Source organism: Leifsonia sp. 563, from assembly GCF_040545055.1.
Taxonomy (GTDB): Bacteria; Actinomycetota; Actinomycetes; order Actinomycetales; family Microbacteriaceae; genus Leifsonia.
The window spans coordinates 17,476-43,442 of sequence record NZ_JBEPLE010000005.1 but is presented as its reverse complement, the minus strand read 5'-3'; the positions used below and the strand labels follow the sequence as shown (position 1 = coordinate 43,442).

General features: G+C 71.3%; 23 protein-coding genes and 2 tRNA genes. 16 read left to right on the top strand and 9 right to left on the bottom strand.

All coding sequences use genetic code 11. The annotated features are described in order from the left end of the window. Window position 1: 1 nt before the first annotated feature. From ABIC47_RS14345 to ABIC47_RS14325, 5 genes are all read left to right on the top strand, one after another. Complete coding sequence (locus ABIC47_RS14345) at window positions 2–1,072, top strand: ABC transporter permease (protein WP_089875721.1); 1,071 nt, start codon at window positions 2–4, stop codon at window positions 1,070–1,072. Further along, window positions 1,069–2,757, top strand: a complete 1,689-nt coding sequence (locus ABIC47_RS14340) for an ABC transporter ATP-binding protein (RefSeq protein WP_354481308.1) — start codon at window positions 1,069–1,071, stop codon at window positions 2,755–2,757. The genes ABIC47_RS14345 and ABIC47_RS14340 overlap by 4 nt, the downstream gene beginning before the upstream one ends. 10 nt (window positions 2,758–2,767) lie before the next feature. Then, a complete protein-coding gene (locus ABIC47_RS14335; RefSeq protein WP_354481306.1) occupies window positions 2,768–3,703 on the top strand; it encodes an ATP-binding cassette domain-containing protein in 936 nt (311 codons plus the stop codon). 11 nt (window positions 3,704–3,714) lie between these two features. Continuing rightward, the gene (locus tag ABIC47_RS14330; protein WP_502910263.1) at window positions 3,715–4,731 is read left to right on the top strand and encodes a D-isomer specific 2-hydroxyacid dehydrogenase family protein; all 1,017 of its coding nucleotides are present in this window, start codon (window positions 3,715–3,717) and stop codon (window positions 4,729–4,731) included. 79 nt (window positions 4,732–4,810) lie between these two features. Continuing rightward, window positions 4,811–4,883 (top strand) — tRNA-Asn (locus ABIC47_RS14325). A gap of 132 nt (window positions 4,884–5,015) precedes the next feature. Here ABIC47_RS14325 and ABIC47_RS14320 read toward each other — a convergent pair. The 3 genes from ABIC47_RS14320 to ABIC47_RS14310 form a co-directional block, all read right to left on the bottom strand. Beyond that, a complete protein-coding gene (locus tag ABIC47_RS14320) occupies window positions 5,016–5,678 on the bottom strand; it encodes a response regulator (protein ID WP_354481302.1) in 663 nt (220 codons plus the stop codon). Continuing rightward, the gene (locus ABIC47_RS14315; RefSeq protein WP_354481300.1) at window positions 5,675–6,958 is read right to left on the bottom strand and encodes a histidine kinase; all 1,284 of its coding nucleotides are present in this window, start codon (window positions 6,956–6,958) and stop codon (window positions 5,675–5,677) included. The genes ABIC47_RS14320 and ABIC47_RS14315 overlap by 4 nt, the downstream gene beginning before the upstream one ends. A 94-nt stretch (window positions 6,959–7,052) precedes the next feature. Further along, the gene (locus ABIC47_RS14310) at window positions 7,053–7,253 is read right to left on the bottom strand and encodes a hypothetical protein (protein WP_039731160.1); all 201 of its coding nucleotides are present in this window, start codon (window positions 7,251–7,253) and stop codon (window positions 7,053–7,055) included. Window positions 7,254–7,491: 238 nt separating this feature from the next. Between ABIC47_RS14310 and ABIC47_RS14305 the strand changes: the two genes are divergently transcribed. Next, on the top strand, window positions 7,492–7,803 hold the full coding sequence (locus ABIC47_RS14305) for an SHOCT domain-containing protein (protein ID WP_018190944.1): 312 nt from the start codon (window positions 7,492–7,494) through the stop codon (window positions 7,801–7,803). Between the two features lie 125 nt (window positions 7,804–7,928). Continuing rightward, a complete protein-coding gene (locus tag ABIC47_RS14300) occupies window positions 7,929–8,804 on the top strand; it encodes a sensor histidine kinase (RefSeq protein ID WP_354481298.1) in 876 nt (291 codons plus the stop codon). 51 nt (window positions 8,805–8,855) lie between these two features. On the opposite strand, the gene def is transcribed toward ABIC47_RS14300, so the two are convergent. Further along, window positions 8,856–9,422, bottom strand: coding sequence for a peptide deformylase (def, locus tag ABIC47_RS14295; RefSeq protein ID WP_018190946.1), 567 nt, complete (start codon window positions 9,420–9,422; stop codon window positions 8,856–8,858). 40 nt (window positions 9,423–9,462) lie between these two features. Between def and ABIC47_RS14290 the strand changes: the two genes are divergently transcribed. The 7 genes from ABIC47_RS14290 to ABIC47_RS14260 all read left to right on the top strand — a co-directional run bounded on the left by ABIC47_RS14290 (window position 9,463) and on the right by ABIC47_RS14260 (window position 16,855). Beyond that, on the top strand, window positions 9,463–10,428 hold the full coding sequence (locus tag ABIC47_RS14290) for a DMT family protein (RefSeq protein ID WP_018190947.1): 966 nt from the start codon (window positions 9,463–9,465) through the stop codon (window positions 10,426–10,428). A gap of 93 nt (window positions 10,429–10,521) precedes the next feature. Continuing rightward, window positions 10,522–11,775, top strand: a complete 1,254-nt coding sequence (locus tag ABIC47_RS14285; protein WP_020074808.1) for a glycosyltransferase — start codon at window positions 10,522–10,524, stop codon at window positions 11,773–11,775. Window positions 11,776–11,794: 19 nt separating this feature from the next. After that, window positions 11,795–11,868, top strand: a tRNA-Ile gene (locus tag ABIC47_RS14280). 87 nt (window positions 11,869–11,955) lie between these two features. Beyond that, entirely contained in the window at window positions 11,956–13,197 is a 1,242-nt protein-coding gene (locus ABIC47_RS14275; protein ID WP_354481297.1) for an MATE family efflux transporter, read from the top strand. Window positions 13,198–13,302: 105 nt separating this feature from the next. Beyond that, on the top strand, window positions 13,303–15,528 hold the full coding sequence (locus ABIC47_RS14270; protein ID WP_089875736.1) for a glycosyltransferase: 2,226 nt from the start codon (window positions 13,303–13,305) through the stop codon (window positions 15,526–15,528). Window positions 15,529–15,561: 33 nt separating this feature from the next. After that, window positions 15,562–16,149: a hypothetical protein gene (locus ABIC47_RS14265; RefSeq protein WP_354481294.1), complete on the top strand. Its 588-nt coding sequence runs from the start codon at window positions 15,562–15,564 to the stop codon at window positions 16,147–16,149. 112 nt (window positions 16,150–16,261) lie between these two features. Next, the gene (locus tag ABIC47_RS14260) at window positions 16,262–16,855 is read left to right on the top strand and encodes a 4'-phosphopantetheinyl transferase family protein (RefSeq protein WP_354481292.1); all 594 of its coding nucleotides are present in this window, start codon (window positions 16,262–16,264) and stop codon (window positions 16,853–16,855) included. Window positions 16,856–16,868: 13 nt separating this feature from the next. Here the strand turns inward: ABIC47_RS14260 and ABIC47_RS14255 are convergent, their stop codons facing one another. The 4 genes from ABIC47_RS14255 to ABIC47_RS14240 form a co-directional block, all read right to left on the bottom strand. Then, window positions 16,869–18,173, bottom strand: a complete 1,305-nt coding sequence (locus ABIC47_RS14255) for a M1 family metallopeptidase (protein ID WP_354481290.1) — start codon at window positions 18,171–18,173, stop codon at window positions 16,869–16,871. Next, on the bottom strand, window positions 18,170–22,150 hold the full coding sequence (locus tag ABIC47_RS14250) for a Pls/PosA family non-ribosomal peptide synthetase (RefSeq protein WP_354481288.1): 3,981 nt from the start codon (window positions 22,148–22,150) through the stop codon (window positions 18,170–18,172). The genes ABIC47_RS14255 and ABIC47_RS14250 overlap by 4 nt, the downstream gene beginning before the upstream one ends. 50 nt (window positions 22,151–22,200) lie before the next feature. Beyond that, a complete protein-coding gene (locus ABIC47_RS14245; RefSeq protein ID WP_018190954.1) occupies window positions 22,201–22,563 on the bottom strand; it encodes a hypothetical protein in 363 nt (120 codons plus the stop codon). A gap of 62 nt (window positions 22,564–22,625) precedes the next feature. Then, window positions 22,626–23,105: an NUDIX hydrolase gene (locus ABIC47_RS14240; RefSeq protein WP_354481286.1), complete on the bottom strand. Its 480-nt coding sequence runs from the start codon at window positions 23,103–23,105 to the stop codon at window positions 22,626–22,628. A gap of 76 nt (window positions 23,106–23,181) precedes the next feature. On the opposite strand from ABIC47_RS14240, the gene ABIC47_RS14235 reads away from it, so the two are divergent. Next, window positions 23,182–23,640: an NUDIX domain-containing protein gene (locus tag ABIC47_RS14235; RefSeq protein ID WP_020074800.1), complete on the top strand. Its 459-nt coding sequence runs from the start codon at window positions 23,182–23,184 to the stop codon at window positions 23,638–23,640. A gap of 104 nt (window positions 23,641–23,744) precedes the next feature. Here the strand turns inward: ABIC47_RS14235 and ABIC47_RS14230 are convergent, their stop codons facing one another. Next, window positions 23,745–24,080, bottom strand: a complete 336-nt coding sequence (locus ABIC47_RS14230; protein WP_354481283.1) for a hypothetical protein — start codon at window positions 24,078–24,080, stop codon at window positions 23,745–23,747. A 116-nt stretch (window positions 24,081–24,196) separates the two neighbouring features. Here ABIC47_RS14230 and ABIC47_RS14225 point away from each other — a divergent pair, with 116 nt between their 5' ends. Continuing rightward, on the top strand, window positions 24,197–25,924 hold the full coding sequence (locus ABIC47_RS14225; RefSeq protein ID WP_354481280.1) for a bifunctional 3'-5' exonuclease/DNA polymerase: 1,728 nt from the start codon (window positions 24,197–24,199) through the stop codon (window positions 25,922–25,924). The last annotated feature ends 43 nt before the right edge of the window (window positions 25,925–25,967 follow it).

Sequence of the window (25,967 nt, the reverse complement as noted above, 5' to 3'; positions counted from 1 at the left end):
GATGTCGACCGCATCGCTGACCTCCCGCAAGCGCTCCCTCTGGGACCGCCTGCCCGTCGTCCACCAGCTCCGCCAGAGCGTCGGCCTGCAGCGCGGGATGCTCGTAGTGGGCCTCGTGCTCACCGCCCTGTTCATCCTGACCGCGATCTTCGCCGCGGTCATCGCGCCGTACGGCTTCGCACAGTCGAAGGCCGACGGGAAGTCGTTCGGCGCGCAGCAGCCGCCGAGCGCCGCGCACATCTGGGGCACCACGTCCGGTGGATACGACGTGTTCTCGCGGGTGATCTGGGGAGCGCAGACCGCGATCCTCGTCATCATCATCGCCGTCCTCCTGTCGATCTTCCTCGGCGTGCTGCTCGGACTCGTCTCCGGCTACTTCGGCGGCTGGCTCGACCGCGTGCTCGTCGTCATCTGCGACGCGATCTACGCCTTCCCCTCCCTGCTGCTCGCCATCGTCATGGCCATCGCGATCAGCGGCGGCCAGTCGAGCCTGTGGGGCGGCATCCTGGCGGCGGCGATCTCGATCACCGTCGTCTACATCCCGCAGTACTTCCGCGTGATCCGTTCGGAGGTCGTCCGGATCAAGGCGGAGGCGTACGTCGAGTCGGCGCGCGTCGTCGGCGCGAGCAACAGCCGGATCATGTTCCGGCACGTGCTGCGCAACTCGACCAGGACGCTCCCGCTGATCTTCACCCTGAACTCGTCGGAGGCCATCCTCACGCTCGCCGGCCTCGGCTTCCTCGGCTTCGGCATCGAGCCGACCGCCGCCGCCGAGTGGGGCTACGACCTGAACAAGGCCGTGGATGACGTGACCAGCGGGATCTGGTGGACCTCCATCTACCCGGGTCTCGCCATCGTGCTGGTCGTGCTGGGCATCACCCTGGTGGGCGAGAGCCTCAACGACCTGGCCGACCCGCGTCTGCGCGGCCGCCGCCGTGCGGCTGCGGCGTCCGGAGAGGTCGCCGAGACCTCGGTGGTCCCCGGCGGCACCCTCACCGCCGGCCCCGGCGGGGTCGACGGCCTCGAGGGCGGCGAATCGTTCGACGAGCACGGAATCGAGGTGCGTCCATGAGCGACGTCGTACAGATCAAGGACCTCTCGGTCTCCTTCTCCACCGACGCCGGCGCCGTGAAGGCGGTCGACGGGGTGAGCCTCAGCGTCGCCCCCGGCGAGGTGCTCGCCATCGTCGGCGAGTCCGGGTCGGGCAAGACGGTCACCGCCAAGACGATCCTCGGGCTGCTGCCCGAGACGGCGACCGCTTCCGGTGCCGTCATCCTGCGCAGCCGCGACGGCAAGACCGAGGCGGACATCGTCTCCATCGGCAAGAGCAAGCTGCGCGAGGTGCGCGGCACCGACGTCGCCATGGTGTTCCAGGAGCCGTCGACGGCGCTGAACCCGGTCTATCCCGTCGGCTGGCAGATCGCGGAAGGCCTGCGGGCGCACGCGAAGCTGTCGAAGAAGGAGGCGCGCGAACGCGCCATCGAGATCCTCGGCCGGGTCGGCATCCCGGAGCCCGAGAAGCGGGTCAAGTACTACCCGCACCAGTTCTCCGGCGGCCAGAAGCAGCGCATCGTCATCGCGATGGCGCTCGTGCTGAACCCCGGGCTGATCGTGGCGGACGAACCGACGACCGCTCTGGATGTGACGGTCCAGGCCGAGATCCTCGACCTGCTGCGGCGTTGCCGCGACGAGTTCGGGGCCGCCATCGTGCTCATCACGCACAACATGGGCGTCGTCGCCGACCTGGCGGACCGCGTCGCGGTCATGTACCAGGGCAAGCTGGTCGAGCAGGCGGATGTGCGGACGCTGTTCTCCTCCCCGCAGGCCGACTACACGCGCAAGCTGCTCGCCGCGGTGCCGAAGATCGGCCAGGGCCTGATCGCCACGCAGGATCGTGCCATCGCCCGGGCCGAGCGCCCGATCGAGGCGCCCGTGGTCCAGGCGCGCGACCTGCGCATCCAGTACCCCGGTCGGCTCGGTCGGCCCGGATTCGTGGCCGTCGACGGGGTCTCCTTCGAGATCCGTCCGGGCGAGGTGCTCGGCCTGGTCGGCGAGTCCGGCTCGGGCAAGACGACCATCGGGCGGGCCATCGCGGGCCTCAACAAGGTCACCGGCGGGTCGCTCGAAGTGCTCGGGATCGAGATGAACGGCGTCCGCGAGCGGCGGTTCCGCAAGGTGCGGAGCGACATCGGGTTCGTGTTCCAGGATCCGGCGTCGAGCTTCAATCCGCTGCTCACGATCGCCGAGTGCGTTGCCGAGCCTCTCGTGGTGCACGGGCGCGCGAGCTCGGCCGCCGATGCCCGTCGCCGCGTCGACGAGCTGCTCGAGGCGGTTCAGCTGCCGCGCGCCTACGGCGACCGGTACCCGCACGAGCTGTCCGGCGGTCAGCGGCAGCGCGCCAGCCTGGCGCGTGCGCTCGCGCTGGAGCCCAGCCTCCTGATCGCCGACGAGCCGACCTCGGCACTCGACGTGTCGGTGCAGGCGCGCGTGCTGGAGCTGTTCGCCGACCTGCAGAGGGAGTTCGGCTTCGCGTCGCTGTTCATCAGCCACGATCTCGCTGTGGTCGACCTGCTCGCCGACCGGATCGCGGTGCTCCACCGCGGAAAGCTCGTCGAGGAGGGGACAGGCGCCGAGGTGCTCGGCAACCCGCGGGAGGCGTACACCCAGCGGCTTCTCGCCTCCCTGCCGGTCCCGGACCCGGTCGAACAGGCCGACCGGCGCGAGGCGCTGCGGGAGTTGCAGGCGGAGAGCGCCTAGGGTCGAAGATGTGAGTTCCGTCCCCGCCATCGTCGTCAGCGACCTGTCCGTCGAATACCCTGCGCGGGGCCCGAGCGCGTCCTGCGTGGCCCTGCGCGGGGTGAGTTTCCGCCTCGAGCAGGGCCAGGTGCTCGGCGTGCTGGGCGAGACCGGCTCGGGCAAGAGCACCCTCGCGCAGGTGCTCTCCGGGCGGGTCCTCCCTCCGCGTGCGTCCGATCCGGGCCCGCGGATCAGTGGGGGAGAGGCGTCCGTCCTCGGCCACCCGCTGCGGAAGGCGCGCAAGCGCGACCTGGCCGAGGTGACCTTCCACGTCGGCTACCTGCCGCAGGAGGCCGCGGCGACACTGGAGCCGTCACTGAGCGTGCAGGACAACGTCACGCTGCCGATCTTCGAGCGCGACGAGCACTACCCGCGGCGGACGGCGGGAGCCCGGGCCGCGACCATGCTCGACACCGTTCACCTGCCGCTGAGCGTGCTCAACAAGTACCCGTACGAGCTGAGCTCGGGACAGCGGCAGCGTGTCGCGCTGGCGCGGGCGCTCGTGCTCGGCCCCACCATCCTCGTCGCCGACGAGCCGACCGCCGGGATCGACGCGACCGTGCGCGACGCGGTGATCGACCTGCTCGGGCAGCTGCGCGGGCATCCCGACTTCTCGGCGGTCGTCGTGAGCCACGACCTGGCCGTGCTGCGCCGGGCGACGGATGTGTCGCTCGTGCTGCAGGGTGGTCGACCGGTGGGCTACGGGCCGATCGAGGAGGTGCTCGCCGATCCGACGCATCCCTTCGTCGCGGGCCTCGCGCGAGCGCTGAAGCCGCCGGCGCAGCGCACGGAGCGGCGACCCCAGCGCGGGGCGACCCGGCGCGCGGCAGCGGAGAGCGCCGCTGCCGAGAACGCGGCGGCGGAGAGCACGGGAACGGTGGACCAGCACGGAGTGGAGACGCGATGAGCGCAGAGGGAATGGACGAGACCGAGCAGACCGGGGCGCCGTCGCATCACCGGGCCGTGCTGGCCGTCGAGGTGACCGCGCTTCCCGAGGACCAGCGGCCGGAGCCCGGACCGATCGCCGTGCTGCCGCAGCCGTCGCAGCGTTTCGTGGATGCCGTCGAGTCGGCCGGCGGGACGGTCGAGCCGCTCTCCGAGCGCACCCGCGGTGTCGTCTGGCTGTCGAACACGCAGGCGGCGGACTTCCCGGCGGTGCTGCACGCGCATCCCGACATCGGCTGGGTGCAGCTGCCCTGGGCCGGAGTGGATGCGTTCGCCGACGTCCTCGCGACCGAGGATCGCCCCGGGTTGATCTGGACCAGCGCGAAGGGCGCCTACGCGCAGCCCGTGGCCGAGCACGCCCTGGTGCTGAGTCTCGCGCTGCTGCGGGTGATCCCGAAGCGCGTTCGTGCCCGGTCGTGGGCGACGGAGCAGGAGGGACGGTCGCTGTACGGCCTCGACGTCGTCATCGTCGGCGCCGGCGGCATCGCCCTGGAGCTGATGCGGCTGCTGGAGCCGCTCGGTGTGCGCGTCACCATCGTCCGGCGCACCGCATCACCGGTGGAGGGTGCCGTCCGCACCGTGACCGCCGACCGGCTCAGCGAGGTGCTGCCCTCGGCCGACCTCGTGGTCGTCGCCGCCGCGCTCACCGGTGGAACGCGGCACCTGTTCGGCGCGGACAAGTTCGCGGCGATGAAGGACACCGCGTACCTGGTGAACATCGCGCGCGGCGGACTCGTCGACACGGATGCCCTGCTGGAGGCGCTGCGCTCCGGCACGATCGCGGGCGCGGGCATCGATGTGACGGACCCGGAACCGCTGCCGGACGGCCATCCCCTCTGGGACGAGCCGAACGTGATCATCACGCCGCACCAGGCGGACACCCCCGAGATGACGGCCCCGCTGCTCGCCGAGCGCATCCGTCTGAACGTCCACGCCTTCCTCGACGACGGCCGGTTCGTGGGGGTGGTCGACCCGTCGGCAGGGTACTGAGGCTGGACGCGCGCGGGATGCACGCCCGATTTCTCCCGTGGCCGCGAACCTTGCTAGAGTAGCTTCGCTGATCAAGCATTCCTCGATAGCTCAATTGGCAGAGCAGCCGGCTGTTAACCGGCAGGTTCTTGGTTCGAGTCCAAGTCGGGGAGCGTTGTGAAACCCCCGGTCTTCTTCGGAAGGCCGGGGGTTTTCGTTGTGTGCCCTTCGGGCCTGCGATTTGCGCCAAATCTCGGTTATGGCGCGCGCAGAACGACGATTTGGCGCAAATCTGCGGCCCGTAGCTACTGCCAGCCGGGCTGAACGAGGCCGGTCTCGTAGGCCAGGACGACGAGGTGGACGCGGTCGCGCGCATCCAGCTTCGTCATGATCCGCGACACGTGGGTCTTCGCGGTGAGCGGGCTGAGGAAGAGCTGTTCGCCGATCTCCGTGTTCGTCAGGCCGTGTGCGACCAGGGTCAGCACCTCGCGTTCGCGGTCGGTGAGGTGCTGCAGCGCTGCCGCATCCGGAGCTGGTCGGAGGCCCCCCGACACGCGCTCGATGAGCCGTCGGGTCACACCGGGGGAGAGCAGCGCGTCGCCGTCCGCCACGACGTGCACGGCGCGGATGAGCTCCACCGGTTCGGTGTCCTTCACCAGGAAGCCGCTGGCGCCGGCGATGATCGCCTGGGCGACGTACTCGTCCAGCTCGAACGTCGTCACGATGACGATGCGGGTGCCCGCGAGGGCCGGGTCTCCGACGATCTCGCCGGTCGCCCACAACCCGTCGCCGTCGGGCATCCGGATATCCATGAGCACGACGTCGGGATGCGTCTCGCGCACGAGGTCGACCGCGGCTCGGCCGGTCCCGGCCTCGCCGACGATCTCGACATCGTCCTCCGCCTCCAGGAGAGCACGGAAGCCGGCGCGGACCAGGAGCTGGTCGTCGGCAAGGAGGACGCGGATCACGATGCGGCCCTGCTCGGTGCCGTCCGCGGTGCCGAGGACGGGATGCGCGCCTCGACGAGGAGCCCTCCGCCATCGGCCGGGCGGACGTCGAAGCGGCCACCGAGCAGCTCGGCGCGCTCGCGCATCCCGACCATGCCCCGGCCGCCTCGCCCGATGCCCGCGGCGGCGGATTGGGCCGAGGTGCGGCCGTCTCCGCTCGCGGTGGTGGGCAGACCGCGGCCGTCGTCGCGCACGGTCAGCACGTACCAGCCGTCGATCTCGGTGAGGCGGATCGCAACGCTCGACGCCTGTGCGTGCCGGCCGACGTTGGTCAGGGACTCCTGGACGATCCGGTACAGCGCCAGCTGCGCCGCGGCCGACGGGGTCGAGGTCAGGTCGGTGTCGTAGCTGACGCGCAGGCCGGCCTTCTGGTAGGTCTCCACGAGGACCGGGATGCGCGTGAGATCGGGCTCGGGGGAGCGGGCAGCCTGTTCCTCGGTGCCGCGGAGGAAGCCGAGCACGCCGCGCACCTCTTCCAGTGCCTGGCTGCTGGTGGTCTTGATCGCCTCCAGACTCTCGCGGGCCTTTTCCGGACGGGAGTCGAACAGGTGGAGGCCGACCCCGGCCTGGACGCTGATCTGCGAGAGCGAGTGCGCGAGCACGTCGTGCAGTTCGCGGGCGATGCGGAGGCGCTCGGCCTCCGCCGCCGCCTCCCGCCGTGCCGCGACCTGCCGGGCGACCTCCCGGAACCGCTCCCGGCGGTTGCGCAGGGCCTCGCCGACGCCCAGCAGGAGGCAGAGGATGAGCGCGACGATCAGGGGCCGCAGCATGGCGGCCGGCTGCCCGCGCAGCAGGTAGGCGGCGACCGGCGCGGCGATGGCGAAGCCCGCTAGCGTCCACCACGCCCACACGCGCGCGCCTCGGACCACCGCCGTGACGACGGCGAAGGCCAGCGGGACGGCGGAGAACGGCGGTCCGCTGGTCACCGCGATGGCCGGAGCGCAGAGCGCGGCGACGGCGACGACCGTGGGGCCGGGATGCCGGGGGGACGCGAGAAGGACGAACGAGGAGGCGAAGGCGAGCAGCGAGAAGGCGAGGGTCAGCGGGTCGTGCGACGCATCCCGTGCCGCAATGACGATGAAGGGCAGCTGGATGAGAGCGGCGACGATGACGGCGAACCAGCGGGCGCCGCGCGGGCGTCCGCGCTCGGTCCAGGGCGTTCGCTCCCAGCCCGGCGGCTCGGTGGGGGTGTCTCCGAAGCGCGCGTTCGCTCCCTGATCGAGGGGCGCGTTCCAGGGCATCTCCTCATGCTAGCCAGGGCACCTGGGCGTCACGTCCCCCGGCGGGTGTCTCGGGGCTACTCCCGAGGGAGTATGAGGGCGGCGTGCGGCGAGCTCACGGGTTGTGCTCGGCGTCGAACCCGCCGTCGTCCTGCTGCTGGCCGAACAGGTGGCCGAAGGTCGGGCCGCCGAACGCCGTCAGTCCGGCCTCCCGCTCCAGGGACTCCCGGTTCTCCGCCTGGTCGTTCTCGTACTCGGTGACCGCGTCATCCGGCTGTTCGTCGTCGGCCTCGTGGCGGCCGTCCTCGTGCTCCATGCGGGCATCGTACGGCCGCACACCGCCCATGCGACAGTGCGCGCTTCTCGTGCTGGGGTCGCGAGATTCGTGCCGAATGTGCGCTTTGAGCTCCGCTACGCGCACATTCGGCACGAATGTGCTCCCGGGGGAGTAGGGCGGAACGCACCCGGGGGCGGATTCGGTGGAGGGGCGAGGTGGCGAGGCTGAGGGTGTCGGTCCGCGAGAGGCGCGGACCACTCACGATTGGACACGCATCATGCTCAGCTCACTGGCCACCGTCGTCGCCGCCGCGCCCTGCGCCGTCGCGTACGGCCCGCCGTTCGTCGGCTGGTGGTGGATCTTCATCCCGATCTTTTGGATCCTCGTCTTCGTCGCCATCTTCGGATTCGCCGGTCGACGTTGGCGCCGCGCTGCCGCAGCACGCGGTGGATACGACGGCTGGGGCCCGAACGGCGGCGTCCGCTCCGCCGAGAAGACGCTCGCGCAGCGGTACGCCAACGGAGACATCGACGAGCAGGAGTACCGGGCGCGCCTGGAGGTGCTGCGCGCGAACCGCGACAGCGCCTGATCGGTTTCTCCACAGGGCGGCCGGACGCGGAGTCACCCACAGCCGCGTCCGGTCCCGTCCGCCTCGCTGTGCGGCCCGGTAGTGTTGACCGGGCCGCACAGCCGTGCGGCGGAAGGAGACGGAAGATGGACGTCATGGTGATCGCGGCCGCCGCGCTCGGCATCGTCGCGCTCGTCTTCCTGGGCCTCTGGCTGTGGGAGCGCAGCCGCCGCATCCGCCTCCGCGACACTCGTCAGGAATCGGAGTGGGATCGCATCGACCGCGAGCTCGATCTCGCCGAGCAGGCCGGACGGTTCCGCATCATCGGCGACCTGGGCGATGTGGCCATCCAGTCGGTCTCGCGCCTCGTCACGCAGGCCGAGGGCGTGCGGTACTCCGCTGCCGCCGACCCCGCAGCGGCCGCGCGATCGGCCGGCGTGCTCGAAACCTCCGCCCGCGATGCTCTGGCCGACCTCCGCCGGCTGCAGGCAGTCGCCCGAGAGGCGCAGGACGCCTCGTCACCGCAGCCCAGTCTCCACTCGGCACGCGACCTGTTCCGCGTCATGCGCGACGCCGGGCTCGCGGTCACGTTCACCGAGAGCGGGGAGCGCTTCGAACTCCGGCCCGGTGCCGAGCTCGCCGTCTTCCGCATCCTGCAGACGAGCCTGGAGAACGCGCTGAAGCACGGGGGTCCCGGCACGAACGCGGCGGTCGCCTTCGCCTGGACGCCCGAGGGCCTGGCCGTGAGCGTCGAGGACGACGGCATCCGCGCAGCCGCGCGTCGACTGGGTCTCGACCGCGAGGGCGTCGACCAGGCCACCGCGTACTCGATCGCCGACGATGTCCGGGCGCTCACCGAGCACTACGAGGGAGCGGGCATCCTCGAGATGCGCGATCGTGCCGCCCTATTCGGCGGCACCCTGAATGCGCAGACCGTCGCCGGGGTCGGCTTCACCCTGTCTGCGGTGTTCCCCGCCCTGCGCCATCACAACGGCATCCACGGGGTCGACCTGCGGCGTTGACCGCAATCCGCCGAAGCAGCAGCTGTCCCAGGGCCGTCGATCGCGGCCGGGTCAGTCCTCGAGGTGGTCGCGTCCCGGCAGCCAGCTCAGCCCGGGCACGCCCCAGCTGTTCTTCTTCTGCGTCTTGAGGGCCGCCTTCCCGAAGGGATGCGTCAGCCGGTCCACGTAGAGCACCCCGTCGAGGTGGTCGTACTCGTGCTGGAAGATCCGTGCGAGCCAGCCTGTGGCCTGCACCTCGTACTCGGCGCCGTCGAGGTCGGTTGCCTGCAGGATGGCGCGCTCGGCCCGCCGCAGAGGGAAGCGCTCGCCCGGGAACGACAGGCATCCCTCCGACTCGGTGTCCTCGTCCAGCTCGCCGACGCGCAGCGGGCTCAGCCACAGCGTCGGGTTGATCGCGACACCGCGGTGCGAGACGCCGTCGTCGTCGGTCCAGCCGTAGACGAACAGGCGGAGCGGCACACCCACCTGCGGTGCGGCGAGCCCGACGCCGGGGGCCTCATCCATCGTCTCGAACATGTCGGCGACCAGGGTGCGCACGTCGTCGTCGATCTCGGCGACGGGGAGGGCGGGGGAGTGGAGGACGGGGTCACCGGTGATTCGGATGGGGATGACGGCCATTCAGCAAGACTATCCGGATCATTCCCGGTAGGGTCGTGGGGTGGGCACGGAACTGATGGACGCGTTCGACCTGTCGTATCAGCCCAGCCAGCTCCTGGGCATCCCGGTCGCGCTCGTCGGTGCCTGCTTCCTCTCCGTCGGCGCTCAGCTGCAGCATCACGGCGTTGCCAAAGTCGAGGCGACAGCGGGCCACGCGGACGGCGGACTCAGCGGCCGCCAGATGGGTCGACTGCTCGCGCGCCCGTCCTGGGTGATCGGGACGCTGCTGCTCGGCCTCGCCATCGTCTTCCAGCTCGTCAGCCTGAAGCTGTCGCCGATCATCCTGGTGCAGCCGCTCGGCGTGGTCGGCCTCGTGATCACGAGCATCCTCAACGCCCGGGTCAGCGGGGTGAAGCTGAACCATCAATCCGTGATCGCGGTCACCCTCTGCGTCAGCGGCGTCGGCGCGTTCGTGCTGCTTGCTGCCGTGTTCGCGCGGGATCTGCCGGTCACCAGTCGCGCGCTGATCGTCATCCTGATCATCCTCGCCGTCGTGCTGATCGCGTTCGGCACCCTGTTCTGGTTCCTGCGCCACAAGTTCAAGGCGATCATCTACATCGTCGGCGCCGGCGTGCTCTACGGCTTCGTCGCAACGCTCGCCAAGGTCGCCATCGACCGCATCTCGAATCAGGAGTGGGACTGGCTGCTCGTCGCCTGCATCGTCGCGCTGCTGCTCGCCGCAGTGCTCGGCGCCTACTTCGTGCAGAACGCCTACTCGTCGGGCCCGCCGGACCTGGTCATCGCCGGTCTCACGGTCATCGATCCGCTGGTCGCCGTCACGATCGGCATCCTGGTGCTGAACGAGGCGGCCGGGGCGCCCTGGTGGGCCATGGTCGGGTTCGCGCTGACGGGCGCAGTCGCCATCCTCGGCGTGTTCCAGCTGGCGAAGTACCATCCGCAGAGCGCGTCGGACGCGCCGGTAGCCGACCGCATTGCCGACGCCGCGGAGCAAACCCGCTTAGACTAGGCCGTTGAACGACCGGGCGCGACCATCCGCCCGGGCCGCGAACGCCGTCGCCGGATTCGCCATCCGAAGCCCACGACCGAGGGAACGAACCACGTGCCTGACTCGAGCGGACCGCATCCCACCCCTGCCGCCCCGGCTGAGAAGAAGCCGCTGACCATCGTGATGGGGTGCGACACCTTCGCCCCCGACGTCAACGGCGCTGCACGTTTCGCCGAGCGCCTCGCCGCCGGCCTGGTCGAGCACGGCCACGACGTGCACATCGTCGCGCCGGCCGCGAGCCGCAAGCACGGCACGTGGATCGAGGAGCACGAAGGCCAGAAGATGACGGCGCACCGGCTCCGCAGCTGGCGCTGGTACCCGCACGACTGGCTGCGGTTCGCCCTTCCGTGGATGAGCAAGGCGAACGCGCGCCGGGTGCTCGACGAGGTGAAGCCGGATGTCGTGCACTTCCAGTCGCACATCGTCGTCGGTCGTGGTCTCGCCGCGGAGGCCGAGAAGCGCGGCATCCGCATCGTTGCCACGAACCACGTCATGGCGGACAACATCGTCGAGTTCACGCTGCTGCCGAAGTTCCTGCGCAAGACGTTCGTCCGGCTGGCCTGGGCGGACGCCCGCAAGAGCTTCGACCGCGCAGAATCTGTGACGACGCCCACCCGCAAGGCGGCCGAGTTCCTCGAGGCGTCCACCGGGCTCCGCGGCGTTCACGCCGTGTCGTGCGGCATCGACGCCCACAACTACACCCCCGACTTCACCCCGCGCACCGGCAACCGCATCCTGTTCGTCGGCCGTGTCACCGGCGAGAAGCACATCGACGTGCTCCTCAACGCGGTCAAGCTGCTGCCCGACGACCTGGACGCGCGCCTGCAGATCGTCGGCGGCGGCGACCAGCTCAAGAACCTGCAGTCGATGGCCGAGACGCTCGGTATCGCCGACCGCGTCGAGTTCCTCGGCTACGTGAGCGACGAGGAGCTGCGCCAGGCGTACACGCGCGCAACGGTCTTCGCGATGCCGTCGATCGCCGAGCTCCAGTCGATCGCGACGATGGAGGCCATGGCCTCCGCCCTGCCGGTGGTCGCCGCCGACGCCATGGCGCTGCCGCACCTGGTGCACGAGGGCGAGAACGGCCACCTGTTCCGTCCGGGCGACGCGCAGGATCTCGCGGACAAGCTGGAGAGCGTGCTGCGGCTGCCCCAGGAGGAGCTGGATGTGCTCAAGCGCGCGTCCCTCCGCATCGTCGCCGCGCACGACATCCAGACCACGATCAGCACCTTCGAAAGCCTGTATCGTGGGGAGCCGGTGGCCGAGCCGGTGACGGACGCGGCCCCCAGCGTGCCCGCTCCCGAGTGACCGGAGCCGGCGCACGATCGGGGCGGTAGCTCAGCTGGTCAGAGCAGGGAACTCATAATTCCTCGGTCACGGGTTCAAGTCCCGTCCGCCCTACTTCTCGCCTGACAAGAGCGGGCACTCGGCACGACGGTCGGGCGCAGTGAGCGGAGGGGACGACGGGCGGGCTGGTAGAGTCCTCGGGTGAGTCAGACCCGTCGTGCCATCGCCGGCGGAATCCTCCTCGTCGGTGTCGCCACCATGCTCGCGAACGCGGCGTCGTACCTGCTGTCGATGTTCGCTGCACGGCTCATGAGTGTGCCCGAGTACGGGGCGCTCGGGGCGATGCTCAGCGTGTCGATCATCGGGGGGACCGCAGCACTCGGCATTCAGGCGGTCGCGGCACGCCGCATCGCGAGCTCGGGGCCGGGAGAAGACGAGGAGCGGGCGGCCGTCGTATCCCTCGGCCTACGCCTCACCGCTCTGATCGCTGTCGTGGGGCTCGCCCTCAGCTGGCCGCTGGCCGTGCTCTTCGACGTCCCGTTCGCCGCCGTCGCCCTCACTGTGCTTTCGGTGGCTGCGTCGGTGATGGGGTTCGGAGCGCTCGGTCTGGTGCAGGGGAACGAGCGCCACGGCCACTACGGGTACGCGTACGCCGCGATCGGCTGCCTCCGTGCCGCCGGAGGAATCGTCGCCCTCTTCATCCACCCGGATGTGACCTCGGCCTGCGCGGGGATCCTGGTCGGGAGCATCGCGGGCACCGTCGCCGCCGTCATCATCGCGGGGCCATCGCGGCCCCGGCTGCGACTGACGCCGCGGCTCGCCCGGGAGTTCGCCGCGACGACGGGTTCGCTCGTCGCGCTGTACGCCCTCTCCAACGTCGACCTCCTGCTCGCTCGCATCTTCCTCGACGGGACGGGGTCGGGGGAGTACGCGCTGGGCTCCCTTGTGGCGAAAATCGCCTTCTTCCTCCCCTATGCCGTGATCACGGTGTTCTTCCCGAAGATGTCGGCGGGGACGATGCGCCACGCGTTCGCCCTTGCGACCGGTCTGTCGGCCGCGATCGGGGCGGTGGCGACCGTCGGAGCCGCCGTCCTCGCCGGTCCGCTCGTGTGGCTGATCGGAGGCGACAAGTACGCGGAGTTCGCGTCGCTCGCGTGGCTGTTCGCGCTCGAAGGCAGCCTGTTCGCCGTCGTCCAGGTGATCCTCTATGCAGGTTTTTCGTCGGAGGCGCGCGCTCTGGGCATCCTCACCGGCTGCGCGCTGATCTGCCAGGTGGTGGTCGTCTCCCTGTGGGCGCATCAATCGGTCTCCGCGATCGTCATCTGCACATCGGTGATCGCTGCCGTCCTCGTCGTCGTCGGGATCGTCGTGGAGTTGCGGAGGACAAAGGGCCGCGCGTCCGGCGCGGAGACGCAGGGGCTCGTGGAGACGCCGCGCGGATGACCAGGGCGCGTGCGGCCCGCTGTTAGACTCCGCGGGGGTGTTCGGACAGGCCGGCACCCGAGGCGCCCCATCGGGCACGACCACCGCGAGGATTTCCGCTCCAGCATGTCTCTCCAGATCAGAGCCGATTCGGCGAACCGTCTGTGGCCACGATCCACCAGCATCTTCCTCATCCTCGTCGGGGTGGTGCTGAGCGTCCTCTCGTTCATCGTCGTCATCAACATGCCGGCGCTGCCGTGGCACCCGGCGCGCTCGGACGAGCTGCAGGCGACCTACGACGCGTTCCGCGAAACCGGGACGCTGCTCATCAAGGCCGTGCACTCCGGCTCCTACTACACGCAGGTCCCGGCGCCCGGCCCGTGGGTCTCCGCCGCCTGGGATGACGACCCCGGCGCGTATATCGTCGCCAGCCTGATGAGCCTCGTCACGCACTCCGCCTCGGCCTACCCGGGGCTGGGCATCGCGGAGGCGCTCCTCGTCGCCCTGCCGCTGCTCTGGCTTCCGACCGCCGTCGCTCGTATCTTCAAGCGAGCCAGGGCCGGGTACGCCGTCGTGCTGCTGCCTCCGCTGATGTGGCTGCTGAACAACGGCACCATCCTCGCGGGCACGGAGTACGGCCTGTCCGACTCGGTGAGCACCACGCGGGTCTACGCCTTGTACGGCATCGCCGCGTCCATCGCCTTCCTGTCGCTCTCTCTGCTGGTGCTTTTCTGCACCTTCCGGCTCCGAACCAGCCTCCTCATCGCGGTGAGCTGCGGATTCGTCGTGCTTGCGGCGATCGGCGACCTCTCCCGCTCGCTGTCCGGGATGGGCATCGCGGCCGGTGTGGGCGTGCTGTGGTGGCTGCACGTGCGGAAGAAGTGGCGCTGGCTGGCCGGGCTCGGAGCCGCCGTGGTCGCGGTCGTCCTCACCTTCGGGCTGCAGACGGCGACGATGACGGGCCTGAACGCCGCACGCAGCGCGACGACGGGCCAGAGCATGGCGGATCTCCCGAACGCGCACGGCACGTGGCATCCGCTGTACCTCGGCCTCGCCTACCCGCAGCCGATCACCGGCCAGCCGTCGCCGCTCGGCATCGTGTGGTCGGACAAGTTCGGCTGGGACAAGGCGCGCGCCGTCGACCCGGACGTCGTGATCGCGAGCGACAAGTACGACCTGATCATCAAGGACCTCTACCTCGACCAGGTCAAGGAGCACCCGCTCACGGTCGCGAAGCTCTACCTGCAGAAGTTCCTCTACGTGGTCAAGCACTTCGGGGCGATGCTCGCCTTCATCCTCGTCGGACTCGTGCTGGCACTGATGAGACGGGCGCCGCAACGCCGGCCGCTGGGGGCGGCGATCGCCGTGACGATCCCCACGATCTTGCTCGGTCTCATCCCACCGGTGCTCGTGATGCCGCTGCTGTACTACTACTCCGAGCTCACCGCGGCCCTGAGCATCCTCGTCGCGATCAGCCTCGGCGGTCTCGTCTGGTCGCTCACGTCGATGCCGGCACACGTGCGGGCTTCGGAGCGCAACCGCCTGAGCACGCGCGCGCTGCCCGGCGAGCCTCGGTCGGAGTCGCCCGTCCGCCTCAGCGTGATCGTCCCCACCCGCAACGGCTCGGCCGTGCTCGGCGGGACACTGGCCACGCTCGGCGCCGCCCTGACCTCCCGCGACGAGATCATCGTCGTCGAGAACGGCTCCACCGACGACACCTGGGAGATGTTGCAGCGTGAGCAGGCGTCGTGGTCCGGCATCCCCCAGCTCGTCTTGCGGCAGTCCCAGCCGGGCCTGGGCGAGGCCCTGCGCACCGGAGTCATGAACAGCCGTGGGAACCGCGTCCTGCTGACGGCCGACGACCTCCCGTTCGGGATGTCCGATTACGAGCAGTTCGAGCAGCTGCCGGACGACGTCGTGGTCGCCATCGGATCGAAGGCGCACCCCGACTCGCGCGTGCGCCGCTCCTGGCGGCGTTCGGTGCAGTCGCGCATCTTCCGGTTCCTCCGTGAGGCGCTGCTGCAGTCGAAGGTCGGCGACAGCCAGGGCACCATCTGGGCCGACGGCGACTGGTGCCGCTCGCTCGCGGTGGTGTCGCGGGAGTCCGGCCTGATGTGGACGACGGAGCTCGTGCTCGCGGCCGAGCAGCAGGGGCTCCGGGTCGTCGAGGTGCCCGTCGTGCTCAGTGAGTCGCACGAGACCGGTTCGAGCCGGTTCCGCTTCGGAGACGCCTGGCGGTCGGTCGTCGGGTTCACCCGACTGGCCGTGTACAAGGACGACTACAGCGACGAGAACTGGGTCGTGCCACTCCATCCGCCGGTATCCGTCCGGTCGGATGGTTCAATCCCCTAGCTATTCCGGGAGCCGGGGGTACCGTGACACGGCATGAACACAACCGGATGGATCGTCCTCATCGTCGTCGTGGTGGTCGTCATCATCGTGATCGCCATCATCGCCGCCACGGTGGGCCGCAACCGCAAGCGCGAGGCGGATCGTCGTAAGGCGGAGGAGATGCGGCAGTCTGCCGCGCAGACCGAACTCGAGGCGCGCGAGCGCGAGGCGAAGGCCGCCCGGGCCGCCGCCGACGCGAAGCAGGCCGAGGTCGACGCCGAACGTCTGCGCCGGGAAGCGGAGGAGCGTCAGAGCGCCGCCGCCGATGCCCGCACCGAGTCGGAGGAGGCCCTGCGCCGCGCTGACCACGTCGACCCCGACGTGCGCACCGACCGTCACGGCAACCGTGTCGACGACGGCGCGCGTGCCGACACCGCTGCACCGGCGGCCGCACCCGGTACGACGGCGGCTCCGGCCCCCGCGCCCGGGACGACCGCAGCACCGGCCGCTCCTGCTCCCGACGCGGCACCTGTCGCCGACCGGCCGCAGGACCCGAACGCGGCGGTGGACGACTCGCCGCGCCGTGCTGCACGTCACGAGGCGCCCCGTTTCGACGACGGCACCGGCGGTACCGCCCGCTGAGTCCCGCCCCCAGCTGCGGGCCGTCGGAAGCGAGACCGGCGGCCCGCACTTCTCTGCCGTCGACGCGCACCGCGCTAGCATCGTCACGACCGGCACACGGGACGGAGGTTCGATGCCCGCCCTCGTCATCGTCCCGCATCGCTCAGTGGATGCCGCCCTCGTCGCGCGCGTCGCATCCCGTCTCTCGGAGGGCGATCTCGCGCGGCTGTCGTCGCTGCACCACGACCTCGACGGTCTCGCGGCCTTCGTCGCGGGGCGGGCAGCCCTCCAGCGCGCGCTGAGCGATGCGGGAGTCCCGGATGCGCGCATCGACGCGACCTGCCCGGACTGCGGACTGTCGCACGGCCGGCCGGTGGTCGTGGACGGGTCCCGGCGCCTCTCCGTCTCTGTCTCGCACGCGGACGGACAGGCGTTCGCGGTCGCTGCCCGGCATCCTGTCGGCATCGACGCGGAGACGATGGACGGCCTGCACACGCGCGCACAGGCGATCGACGAGCTCGCTCCCGGCCACGGTGACCCCGGACGACGGTGGACGGCCGTCGAGGCCGTGCTCAAAGCCGACGGGAGGGGGCTGCGACGGGATCCCGGCGCCGTGCGTGTCGGGCGGCTCTCCGCGCGCCTCGACGGCCGCCTCTACACGCTGCGCACCACGCGCGCGGGCGACTGCGTGATCACCGTGGCGACGGGCTTACGTCGCACGGTGTGACCGCGCCGCGAGTTCAGTGCCCGAGCGACGGCAGCCGTGTCTCCCGCAGCCAGGCATCGAAGAAATCGCCGAGCGGCGCCTCCGAGAAACGTTCCGCGAGTGCCTCGAAATCGGCGCTCGTGACCGTCCCGAACCGGTTCTCCCGCGTCCAGGTCCGCAATAACTCGAAGAAGACGTCGTCGCCGAGCCGCAGCCTGAGTGCGTGCAGCAGGCACGCGCCCCGCTTGTACACGCGGTCGTCGAACATCGAGTCGGGCCCGGGGTCGCCGAGCAGCAGGTCGCCGGGCGTGACGCGCAGAGCGGCGTGGTGGATGCGCGCGTGCGCCGCCGCGGACATCCCGCCGGAGACCTCCGACCACAGCCACTCGGCGTAGCAGGCGAACCCCTCGTTCAGCCAGATGTCGTGCCAGGAGGCGAGCCCGACGCTGTTCCCGAACCACTGGTGCGCCAGCTCATGGGCGACCAGGCGTTCCGAGCCGCTCCGGCCGTCGGCGTGCGACGACCCGAAGGTCGCCATCGCCTGGGATTCGAGCGGGATCTCCAGCGGATCCTCCGTGACGACGACCGTGTACGACGGGAACGGGTACGGCCCGAACAGTGCCTGGAAGCGCTCCAGCATCCGCCCGACGGGTTCGAAGTCGTGCAGCACGCGGCGTGCGAGAGCGGGCGGATAGGCGACCACCCACTCCACACCGGCCGTCCGCCGCGGCTCGAGCGTGTAGCGGCCGATCTGCACCGAGGCGAGGTAGGTCGCGGTCGGCTCCTCGCGCTCGAACGTCCACGTCCCGCGCCCGCCGCTGACGCTGTGGCCGGTGGGCTCGCCGGTCGCGAGCACCGTGTACGCCTGCTCGGTCGTCACGCGGATGCCGTAGGCGGCGCGGTCGGAGGGCCGGTCGTTGCACGGGAACCAGGTGGGCGCTCCGGAGGGCTGCGAAGCCACGATGACCCCGTCGGTCAGCTCCTCCCAGCCGAGCGTGCCCCAGCGGGTCCTGCGCGGCACGGGCGAGCCGTCGTAAGCGATCTCGACGACGAACTCCTCGCCGGCCGGGATGGGCGACGCCGGAAGGATGCGGAGGTGCGTCGCGTTCTGGCTGAATCGGGCGCGCTTCTGCCCGTCCACCCGCACCTTCTTGGCCTTGAGGTGCACCAGGTCGAGCATGATCGACGTCAGCGGGACGTCGGCCCGCGCGCGGATCAGCGCCGTCGCATCCAACCGGTTCGTCGTCACCCGGTAGTCGAGGTCGAGGTCGTACCGGAGGACCGAGAAGTCGTGGGTGCCGGAGCGCGGCAGGTAGATGTGCGGTGCTCCGTCGCTCATCCGCCGGCCCGCGCCCGGTACTCGCGCACGACAACCTCGCGCCACGGACCGATCGGGTTACCGCTCCAGCGGCTGCCCGCGGGGACCGTCTCGCCGCGCATCACGAGGGAGGCGGGCCCGACGGTCGCGTCGGCGCCGATATCGGCTGCGGGCAGGATGACGCTGTGCGGCCCGAGCGTTCCGCCGCGTTCGATGGTGACCTGGTCCATGCTCATGATTCGATCATGGAACAGGTGCGTCTGCACGACGCAGCCCCGATTGACGGTGGATGCGTCGCCCAGCGTGACCAGATCGGCCTCCGGGAGCCAGTAGCTGTCGATCCAGACGCCGGAGCCGATCCGCGCGCCGAGGCTGCGCAGCCACCACACCAGAGCGGGGGTCCCGGAGGCCGCCCAGGCGAACCAGGGCGCCGCGACCATCTCTGTGAACGTGTCGGACACCTCGCTGCGCCACACGAACGACGACCAGAGGGGATGCTCGCCCGGCTTCAGCCTCCCGATCAGCGCCCACTTGGCGGCGGTGCTGAGCGCTGCGGCGACGGCGCCCGCGAGCAGGAGGACGGGCCCGCTCAGGATGATCGCCCAGATCGGACCCCAGGCCACGTTCACGGCGCCCAGCGCGATGACGACGGCCAGGCCGATGGCGCACGTGACGATCACGGGCACGATCCGCAGCAGCTCCCACGCGGTGCGGGCGACCCGCAGGCGCGTCGGCGGCTCGAAAGTGCGCGAGAGGTCGGCGTCCTGCGTCTGGCGGCGGAGCTTCACGGGCGGAGAACCCAGCCACGACGTGCCGGCCTTCGCCTTGCGCGGCGCGAACGACAGCACGGCGACCAGCCCGTCGCGCGGGACGCGGTTGCCCGCTCCGGCCATCCCCGAGTTTCCGAGGAAGGCGCGCGCCCCGATGTCGACCGCGGCGATGCGGACGTATCCGCCCCCGAGCTCGTACGACGCCACGAGCGTGTCGTCGGCGAGGAACGCGCCGTCGCGGATTCGGGTCATCCGGGGGAGGAGCAGCACGGTCGACGCCTCGACATCGGAGCCCACCCGGGCACCGAGCATCCGCAGCCAGACCGGCGTGAACAGGCTCGAGTACAGCGGGAAGAGCATCGTGCGGGCCTGGTCGAGCAGACGCTCCGTCGACCATGCCTGCCAGCCCGTCCTGCTGCGGACCGGGTAGACGCCCTCGCGCATCCCGATGCCGAGCAGCCTGACCAGCACGACGACCAGCGCGGCGAGCACGACTCCGGCGACGAGCGTGCCGGGAACCAGGCCGGCCGCAGCGCGGGCGATCACGTCGCCCCAGCCGTTCGCACCGCGGAGGAAGGCGGCGACCACCGCGGCACCCGCCGCGAGGGCGACGACCGGGACGAGCGAGACGACGATCGACGACAGCGCGTACGCGGCGAGCCAGCGGGTCCGGCGCTGCGGACGCTCCTGCGGCCACCAGTCGTGTGCCCGGCCGACGCGGACGGCGGGCGAGCCCGACCAGTTCTGACCCGCTGGCACCCGGCCGAACACGGCCGAGCCCGGGGCCACGGTCGCGTTGCGGCCGATCTTGGTGCCGGGCATGAGCGAGCTGCGTGCGCCGACCGAGCTGCCGGCGCCGATGCGGATCTCGCCGATCCGCACGACGTCGCCGTCGATCCAGTAGCCGGCCAGGTCGACCTCCGGCTCGATGGATGCGCCGGCGCCGATCCGCAGCATCCCGGTCACCGGCGGCAGGGTGTGGAGATCGACGCCGCGGTCGATCGTCGCACCGAGCGCGCGGGCGTAGTACAGGATCCACGGGGCTCCCGCGAGGCTGGCGGCGCCGATCTGGTGGGCGACCTGCTCGGCCAGCCACAGCCGGAGGTGCACGCCGCCGCCACGGGGATGGTCGCCCGCCCGCACCCCGAGCAGGAGCAACCGGGCGGCGACCACCGCGATCGCCATACGCCCCCAGGGCGTGACGAACACGACGAGTCCGAGGATGAGCCAGACCGGGTCTGCGGCGGGCAGCACGTCGAACCCGCCGAAGGGCCGCAGCAGCGCGGATGCGGTCAGCAGATAGAGCAGCCACCGGATGCCGCCGAGGATGAACAGCGGGATGCCGAGAACGGTCTGCAGTGCGCGCATCCGGAGCGGGGTCGGCGGGACCACGTGCGTGGACGCGGCCGACGACGACGGCGAGCTCTCCGCCAGTGCCTGCGCCATCGCCCCGAAGCGCGGCGTCGCGTACACGTCGGCGACGGTGATGTCGGGATGCCGCCGGCGGATCAACGACACCAGCTGCGCCGCCGCCAACGAGCCTCCGCCGAGGTCGAAGAAGTTGTCGTCAGGGCCGGTGACCGGCAGCCCGAGAACACTGCGCCAGTCGTCCGCCAACGCGGCCGCGACGGGGTCGTCCGTGGTCGCGCCGTCGGACGCGGTGTCCTCCAGCGGCCACGGCAGCGCGGCCTTGTCCACCTTGCCGGAGGTGCGCACCGGAAGCTCGTCGACCACGGCGAGCAGCGGAACGAGCGCGGCGGGCAGCGTCTCGCGCAGCTGGGCAAGCGAGGCCGCGCGGTCGAAGGATGCGGCATCCGGCACGGCCAGGTAGCCGACCAGGATGTCGTTGCCCGCGGCGGAACGGCGAACCGCGGCCGCGGCGCCGGAGACGCCGGGAAGCTGCTGCAGCGCCGACTCCACCTCGCCCAGCTCGATCCTCCTGCCGCCGACCTTCACCTGGTCGTCGGCACGGCCCTGGTAGAACAGCCCGGCCGGGTCGAACCGCACCAGGTCGCCGCTTCGATACGCGCGCTCCCAGCCGAGCGTGGGCATCGGCGCGTACTTCTCCGCGTCCTTCGCCGCATCGAGGTAGCGGGCGAGGCCGACGCCTCCGATGACGAGCTCGCCGCTCTCGCCGTCCGCGACCGGGCGGCCCTCCGCATCCACCACCGCCAGATCCCAGCCGTCGAGCGGCAACCCGATGCGTACGGGTTCGCCCGCGACCAGCGGTGCCGCGCACGCGACGACGGTCGCCTCCGTCGGCCCGTACGTGTTCCACACCTCGCGCCCCGGTACGGCGAGCCGGCTCACCAGCTCCGGCGGGCACGCCTCCCCGCCGAAGATGAGCAGCCGGACGTTGTCCAGCGCATCCACCGGCCACAGCGCCGCGAGGGTCGGGACGGTGGAGACCACTGTGATGCGTCGAGCGGAGAGCCAGGGACCGAGGTCCATCCCGGTACGGACGAGCGCGCGCGGTGCGGGCACGAGGCAGGCGCCGTGCGCCCAGGCCAGCCACATCTCCTCACAGGATGCGTCGAACGCGACCGAGAGCCCGGCGAGCACGCGATCCTGCGGGCCCATCGGCTCCTCCTGCAGGAACAGCCGGGATTCGGCGTCCACGAACGCGGCCGCGGACCGGTGGCGCACGGCGACGCCCTTCGGCGTCCCCGTCGAGCCGGACGTGAAGATGATCCACGCGTCGTCCTCCGGCTCCGGAGGGGCGACGACGGGGAGCGCAGCCGTTGAGGGATGCGGCGCGTCGCGGAGCACCTGCTGCGGCGCGTCCTCGCCCGCCAGGACCAGTCCGGCATCGGTCAGGACCGCACGGACGCCGGCCTCGCCGAAGACGAGGTCGGCGCGCTCCTGCGGGTCGTCGGCGTCCACCGGCACGTACGCCGCGCCGGCCGCGAGCACGCTGAGGATCGCCAGGTACAGCTCCCGGCTGCCCGAGCTCATCCGCACGCCGACCCGGTCGCCCCGGCTCACGCCGTGCTCGCGCAGACGGCCTGCGCCGGCCGCGACCCGCGCCAGGAGTTCGCGATAGCTCAGCGCTCCCGCGGCGTCCTCCAGCGCCGACGCGTCGGGGAAACGGCGCGCCGTCTCCGTCAGGATGTCGATCAGCGTTCGCGCGGGAGGCGCATCCTCCGACCGCAGCAGCAGACCGGCGCGCGGGCTGCCGGCTGTCGGCACGTCGCCGTCGGACACATCGGTCAGGGGAGCATCGGCCACGGCCGCACGCTACGGGTGCCCGGTAAAGCGCCGGTGAACGGACGCCCCGATCACCCCTCGCCCAGCGCGTGCAGCAGCTGGGCCTTGTTCATGCGCGAGTACCCCTGGATGCCGCGCGCCTTCGCCCGGTCGCGCAGCTCGCGGAACGTCGGGATGCCGGTGCTCGACGCGGGCGCCGCCACGTGCTCGACGATCTGCTTCGCCGAGGTCCGTGCGTCGTCCGCGGTCTTCTTGGCCCGGCGCACCGCCTTCTTCGCATCCTTCGCGGCCTGCTGGAGGCGATCGGCAAGATCCTCCGCCTCGCGCCGTGTCTTCTTGTCGAGCTTCTTGACCGCCTGCTCCGCTTCGCCGACGGCGACCCGCGCCGCGTCGAGTGCCTTCTCGGCGGCCTTCTCGGCCTTGCTCTTCGCCACAGCCCCTCCTTCGGGTTCCGCCCTGCTGGGGCTTACCCTACGGTGCGGGGAAGCTGTGGGGACTAGTGGATTTCCGCGTCTTCCTCCAGGCGGGCGAGCAGCGTGTCCAGAATGGGCCGCTGGGCTTTCGTCAGCTTCAGGCGCGCGTCGTCCACCGAGAACCACCGGGCGTCGTCGATCTCCGGGAACTCCTGCATCCGACCCGATCGCGGAGGCCACTCCAGCTCGAACGTGTTGCTGTCGATCGCGTCCGGCTCGAACTCCGACTCGGCGGCGAACACGACGATCGTCTTGCCCGAACCACGGAACTCGCCGAGCGGGACGTAGTCGGCATCCGGCGCGGGGGAGCCCATCTCCTCGGCGAACTCGCGGCGCGCGGCGGCCAGCTCGTCGCCCAGGTCGTCGGACTCTACGATGCCCTTCGGCAGCGACCACGCCCCCTCGTCCTTGCGCGCCCAGAACGGGCCGCCCATGTGGGCGATCCACACCTCGACGGCGGCGCGACGGCGGTAGAGCAGGAGGGCGGCGCTGCGGACGGGCATGCGTCCAGCCTCCCACGCCGCGTCTCCGTATGACAGCGCGGCGAGAGCGGCGGCCGGCGGCGACTAACGTGGAGCTGTGGACTCGGGAGACGCGTGGGTGGAAGGGCCGGACGGCCAGCGGTTCTGGGGTCGGTTCGGCGCCGCCGGGCTGCTCGTGCACGACCTGCGGCGCGGCATCCTGCTGCAGCACCGGGCCGACTGGAGTCACTTCGGCGGCACCTGGGGGCTCCCGGGCGGAGCGCGCCACGCCGGTGAGAGTGCTGTCGACGGCGCGCTGCGGGAGGCCGCGGAGGAGGCCGCCGTGCCGCCCGACGCGGTGCACGTGCTGTTCGAGAGCGTGCTCGACCTCGGCTTCTGGTCGTACACCACCGTCGTCGGTCAGGCCGTGCGTCCGTTCGAGCCGCACATGGCGGACGTGGAAAGCATCGAACTGCGCTGGGTGCCGGTCGACGAGGTGAACGCGCTCCCGCTGCATCCGGGCTTCGCGGCGTCGTGGCCCCAGCTCCGCGCGCGCCTCACCGCCCTCTCGGACTGACCGCCCAGCCAACCCGACGCCCCAGCCAACAGCTCCTGAGTTTTTCGGGTCGACACGCGGGTCCGCGCCGGAAAAACTCAGGAGCTGTTGGCTGGGGGCGTGGGTCAGGAGGCGACGCGCGGCCAGAGGAGGGCGCCGGCGACGTCCTCGCAGCCGTCGGGCAGACCCGTGTACGACGCGGCACCGGGATACGGCACCGTGCCCGGGTACGCCGGTGCCCCGGGATAGCCGGGACGGCCGCGGTACGGGGCGTCGGCGCGGGCGAACAGCCGGTCGCCGCGGACGGTTCCCAGATAGTCGCCCTCGGGCGTGACGGCGTCGTCGTCGCCCCAGGGGAACCATCCGATCCAGTCGCCATCGGGGTTGAAGAGGTCGCGGGAGGTCAGGTCGCTTCGGAACGCGATCCAGACCCCCTGGCTGTCGTGCAGGTAGACGGTCATCGTCGATCATGCCTTTCGGGTCGGCATCGTCGTTCCGTGAATTATCCTCAGCTGCGGGCGCGCACGCAAGCATTCGGGCGTCGGTCCGTGTCGGCGGTCGCGGCGAGAATGGGAGGGTGCACATCCTCCTCGAGCGCGTCGGGCGCGGCGACGTCCGCGCGACGTGGCTCGATCCGTCGCGCGGCGGTGAGGTCGAGCGGAGCGAGACGCTCGCGCTCGACGCCCTGCCGGAGTTCGTGCGCACGGAGGAGACGGGCGCGGGAGGCGGCGGCGATCGGCCGCGCTGGGTGTGGGATGACACGCGGGCCTGGTATGCCGCGCTCCTCTCCGCCGGGGTGCGTGTGGAGCGCTGCGTCGACCTGCGGCTCTGCCACGTGATCCTCCGCAACTCCACGCTGACCGCATCCACACCTCTGGCGCGTGCCGAGCCCGGCGCGTGGGATGTGGCGGTCGAGCCCGAGACCGAGTCCCCGGCCTCGCACACGGCCCTCTTCGACTTCGACGAGGCCCTCTTTGATTCTGAGGAGCCGGCCGAGCCGGCGAACGCGACCACGCCATCCATTCGCGATGAGTTCGCAGCGCAGGAGGAGGCCGTCGCCGCGAGCGCCGACCCGCGCCGCCTGCGGCTGCTGCTCGCGGCCGAGTCCGCAGGCGCGCTCATCGGCGTGGAGCTGCAGCACGCCGGCCTGCCCTACAGCGCCGAGCGGCACGACGAACTGCTGACCGGACTGCTCGGCCCCCGTCCCGTGTACGGTCGTCCCGCCGTGCTGGAGAACCTCGCACGGGAACTCCGCGACCAGTTGGATGCGCCCGAACTGAACCCCGACAGTCCGCCGGACCTGCTCAAGGCCCTGCAGCGCGCCGGCATCATGGCGACCTCGACGCGGTCGTGGGAGCTCCGGCGCATCGAGCACCCCGTCATCGACCCGTTGCTGCGCTACAAGAAGCTGTCGCGGCTGCTGACCGCGAACGGCTGGACGTGGCTCGACGCCTGGGTGCACGACGGCCGCTTCCGGCCGGACTACGTTCCCGGCGGCGTCGTCACCGGCCGCTGGGCGACCCGCGGCGGCGGCGCGTTGCAGCTGCCGCGGCAGGTCCGCCGGGCCGTCGTGGCCGACCCGGGCTGGAAGCTGGTGGTGGCGGACGCCGCCCAGCTCGAGCCGCGCGTCCTCACTGGGCTCTCCGGCGACCAGGCGATGGCCGCCGCCGGCCGGGGCAAAGACCTCTACGAGGGCATCGTCGCGTCCGGCGCCGTCGAAGCCCGCGCGCAGGCGAAGGTCGCCATGCTCGGCGCGATGTACGGGGCGACGACGGGGGAGAGCGGTCGCTTGATGCCGCGACTCACGCGCGCCTTCCCGCGGGCCGTCCGGCTCGTGGAGGAGGCGGCGCGGGCGGGGGAGCGCGGCGAGAAGGTCACATCCCGGCTCGGCCGCAGTTCGCCGGTTCCGGGCGGCCGATGGGCTGCGGCTCAATCGGCGGCGTCGGCGTCCGACGCGACCGAGGCCGACGAACGGCGCGCCCGCGGCCTGTCCCGTGACTGGGGCCGGTTCACCCGCAACTTCGTCGTGCAGGCCAGCGCCGCCGAGTGGGCGCTGTGCTGGATGGCCGAGCTCCGCAACCGCCTGACCGCCCTCGCGCCGGATGCACCGCTCACCGCATCCCCGCATCTCGTCTACTTCCTGCACGACGAGGTCATCGTCCACACCCCGGAGACGCTGGCGGACGAGGTCGCTGCCGCCGTGCACGCCGCGGCGCAGCAGGCGGGCAGGCTGCTGTTCGGCGCATTCCCGGTGGAGTTCCCGGTGACGGCCGCGATCGTCGACAGCTACGCTGAGGCGAAATGACGTCGCCCGCGGAATGCCCGAGTGTCGGAGTTGGTTGTCACCT

Bases quoted from the DNA above. Each gene is read 5' to 3' on its own strand.
- ABIC47_RS14345 (WP_089875721.1), top strand. From the start codon at position 2: ATGTCGACCGCATCGCTGACCTCCCGCAAGCGCTCCCTCTGGGACCGC.
- ABIC47_RS14340 (WP_354481308.1), top strand. From the start codon at position 1,069: ATGAGCGACGTCGTACAGATCAAGGACCTCTCGGTCTCCTTCTCCACC.
- ABIC47_RS14330 (WP_502910263.1), top strand. From the start codon at position 3,715: ATGGACGAGACCGAGCAGACCGGGGCGCCGTCGCATCACCGGGCCGTG.
- ABIC47_RS14315 (WP_354481300.1), bottom strand. From the start codon at position 6,958: ATGCCCTGGAACGCGCCCCTCGATCAGGGAGCGAACGCGCGCTTCGGA.
- ABIC47_RS14310 (WP_039731160.1), bottom strand. From the start codon at position 7,253: ATGGAGCACGAGGACGGCCGCCACGAGGCCGACGACGAACAGCCGGAT.
- ABIC47_RS14305 (WP_018190944.1), top strand. From the start codon at position 7,492: ATGCTCAGCTCACTGGCCACCGTCGTCGCCGCCGCGCCCTGCGCCGTC.
- ABIC47_RS14300 (WP_354481298.1), top strand. From the start codon at position 7,929: ATGGACGTCATGGTGATCGCGGCCGCCGCGCTCGGCATCGTCGCGCTC.
- def (WP_018190946.1), bottom strand. From the start codon at position 9,422: ATGGCCGTCATCCCCATCCGAATCACCGGTGACCCCGTCCTCCACTCC.
- ABIC47_RS14270 (WP_089875736.1), top strand. From the start codon at position 13,303: ATGTCTCTCCAGATCAGAGCCGATTCGGCGAACCGTCTGTGGCCACGA.
- ABIC47_RS14265 (WP_354481294.1), top strand. From the start codon at position 15,562: ATGAACACAACCGGATGGATCGTCCTCATCGTCGTCGTGGTGGTCGTC.
- ABIC47_RS14260 (WP_354481292.1), top strand. From the start codon at position 16,262: ATGCCCGCCCTCGTCATCGTCCCGCATCGCTCAGTGGATGCCGCCCTC.
- ABIC47_RS14255 (WP_354481290.1), bottom strand. From the start codon at position 18,173: ATGAGCGACGGAGCACCGCACATCTACCTGCCGCGCTCCGGCACCCAC.
- ABIC47_RS14240 (WP_354481286.1), bottom strand. From the start codon at position 23,105: ATGCCCGTCCGCAGCGCCGCCCTCCTGCTCTACCGCCGTCGCGCCGCC.
- ABIC47_RS14230 (WP_354481283.1), bottom strand. From the start codon at position 24,080: ATGACCGTCTACCTGCACGACAGCCAGGGGGTCTGGATCGCGTTCCGA.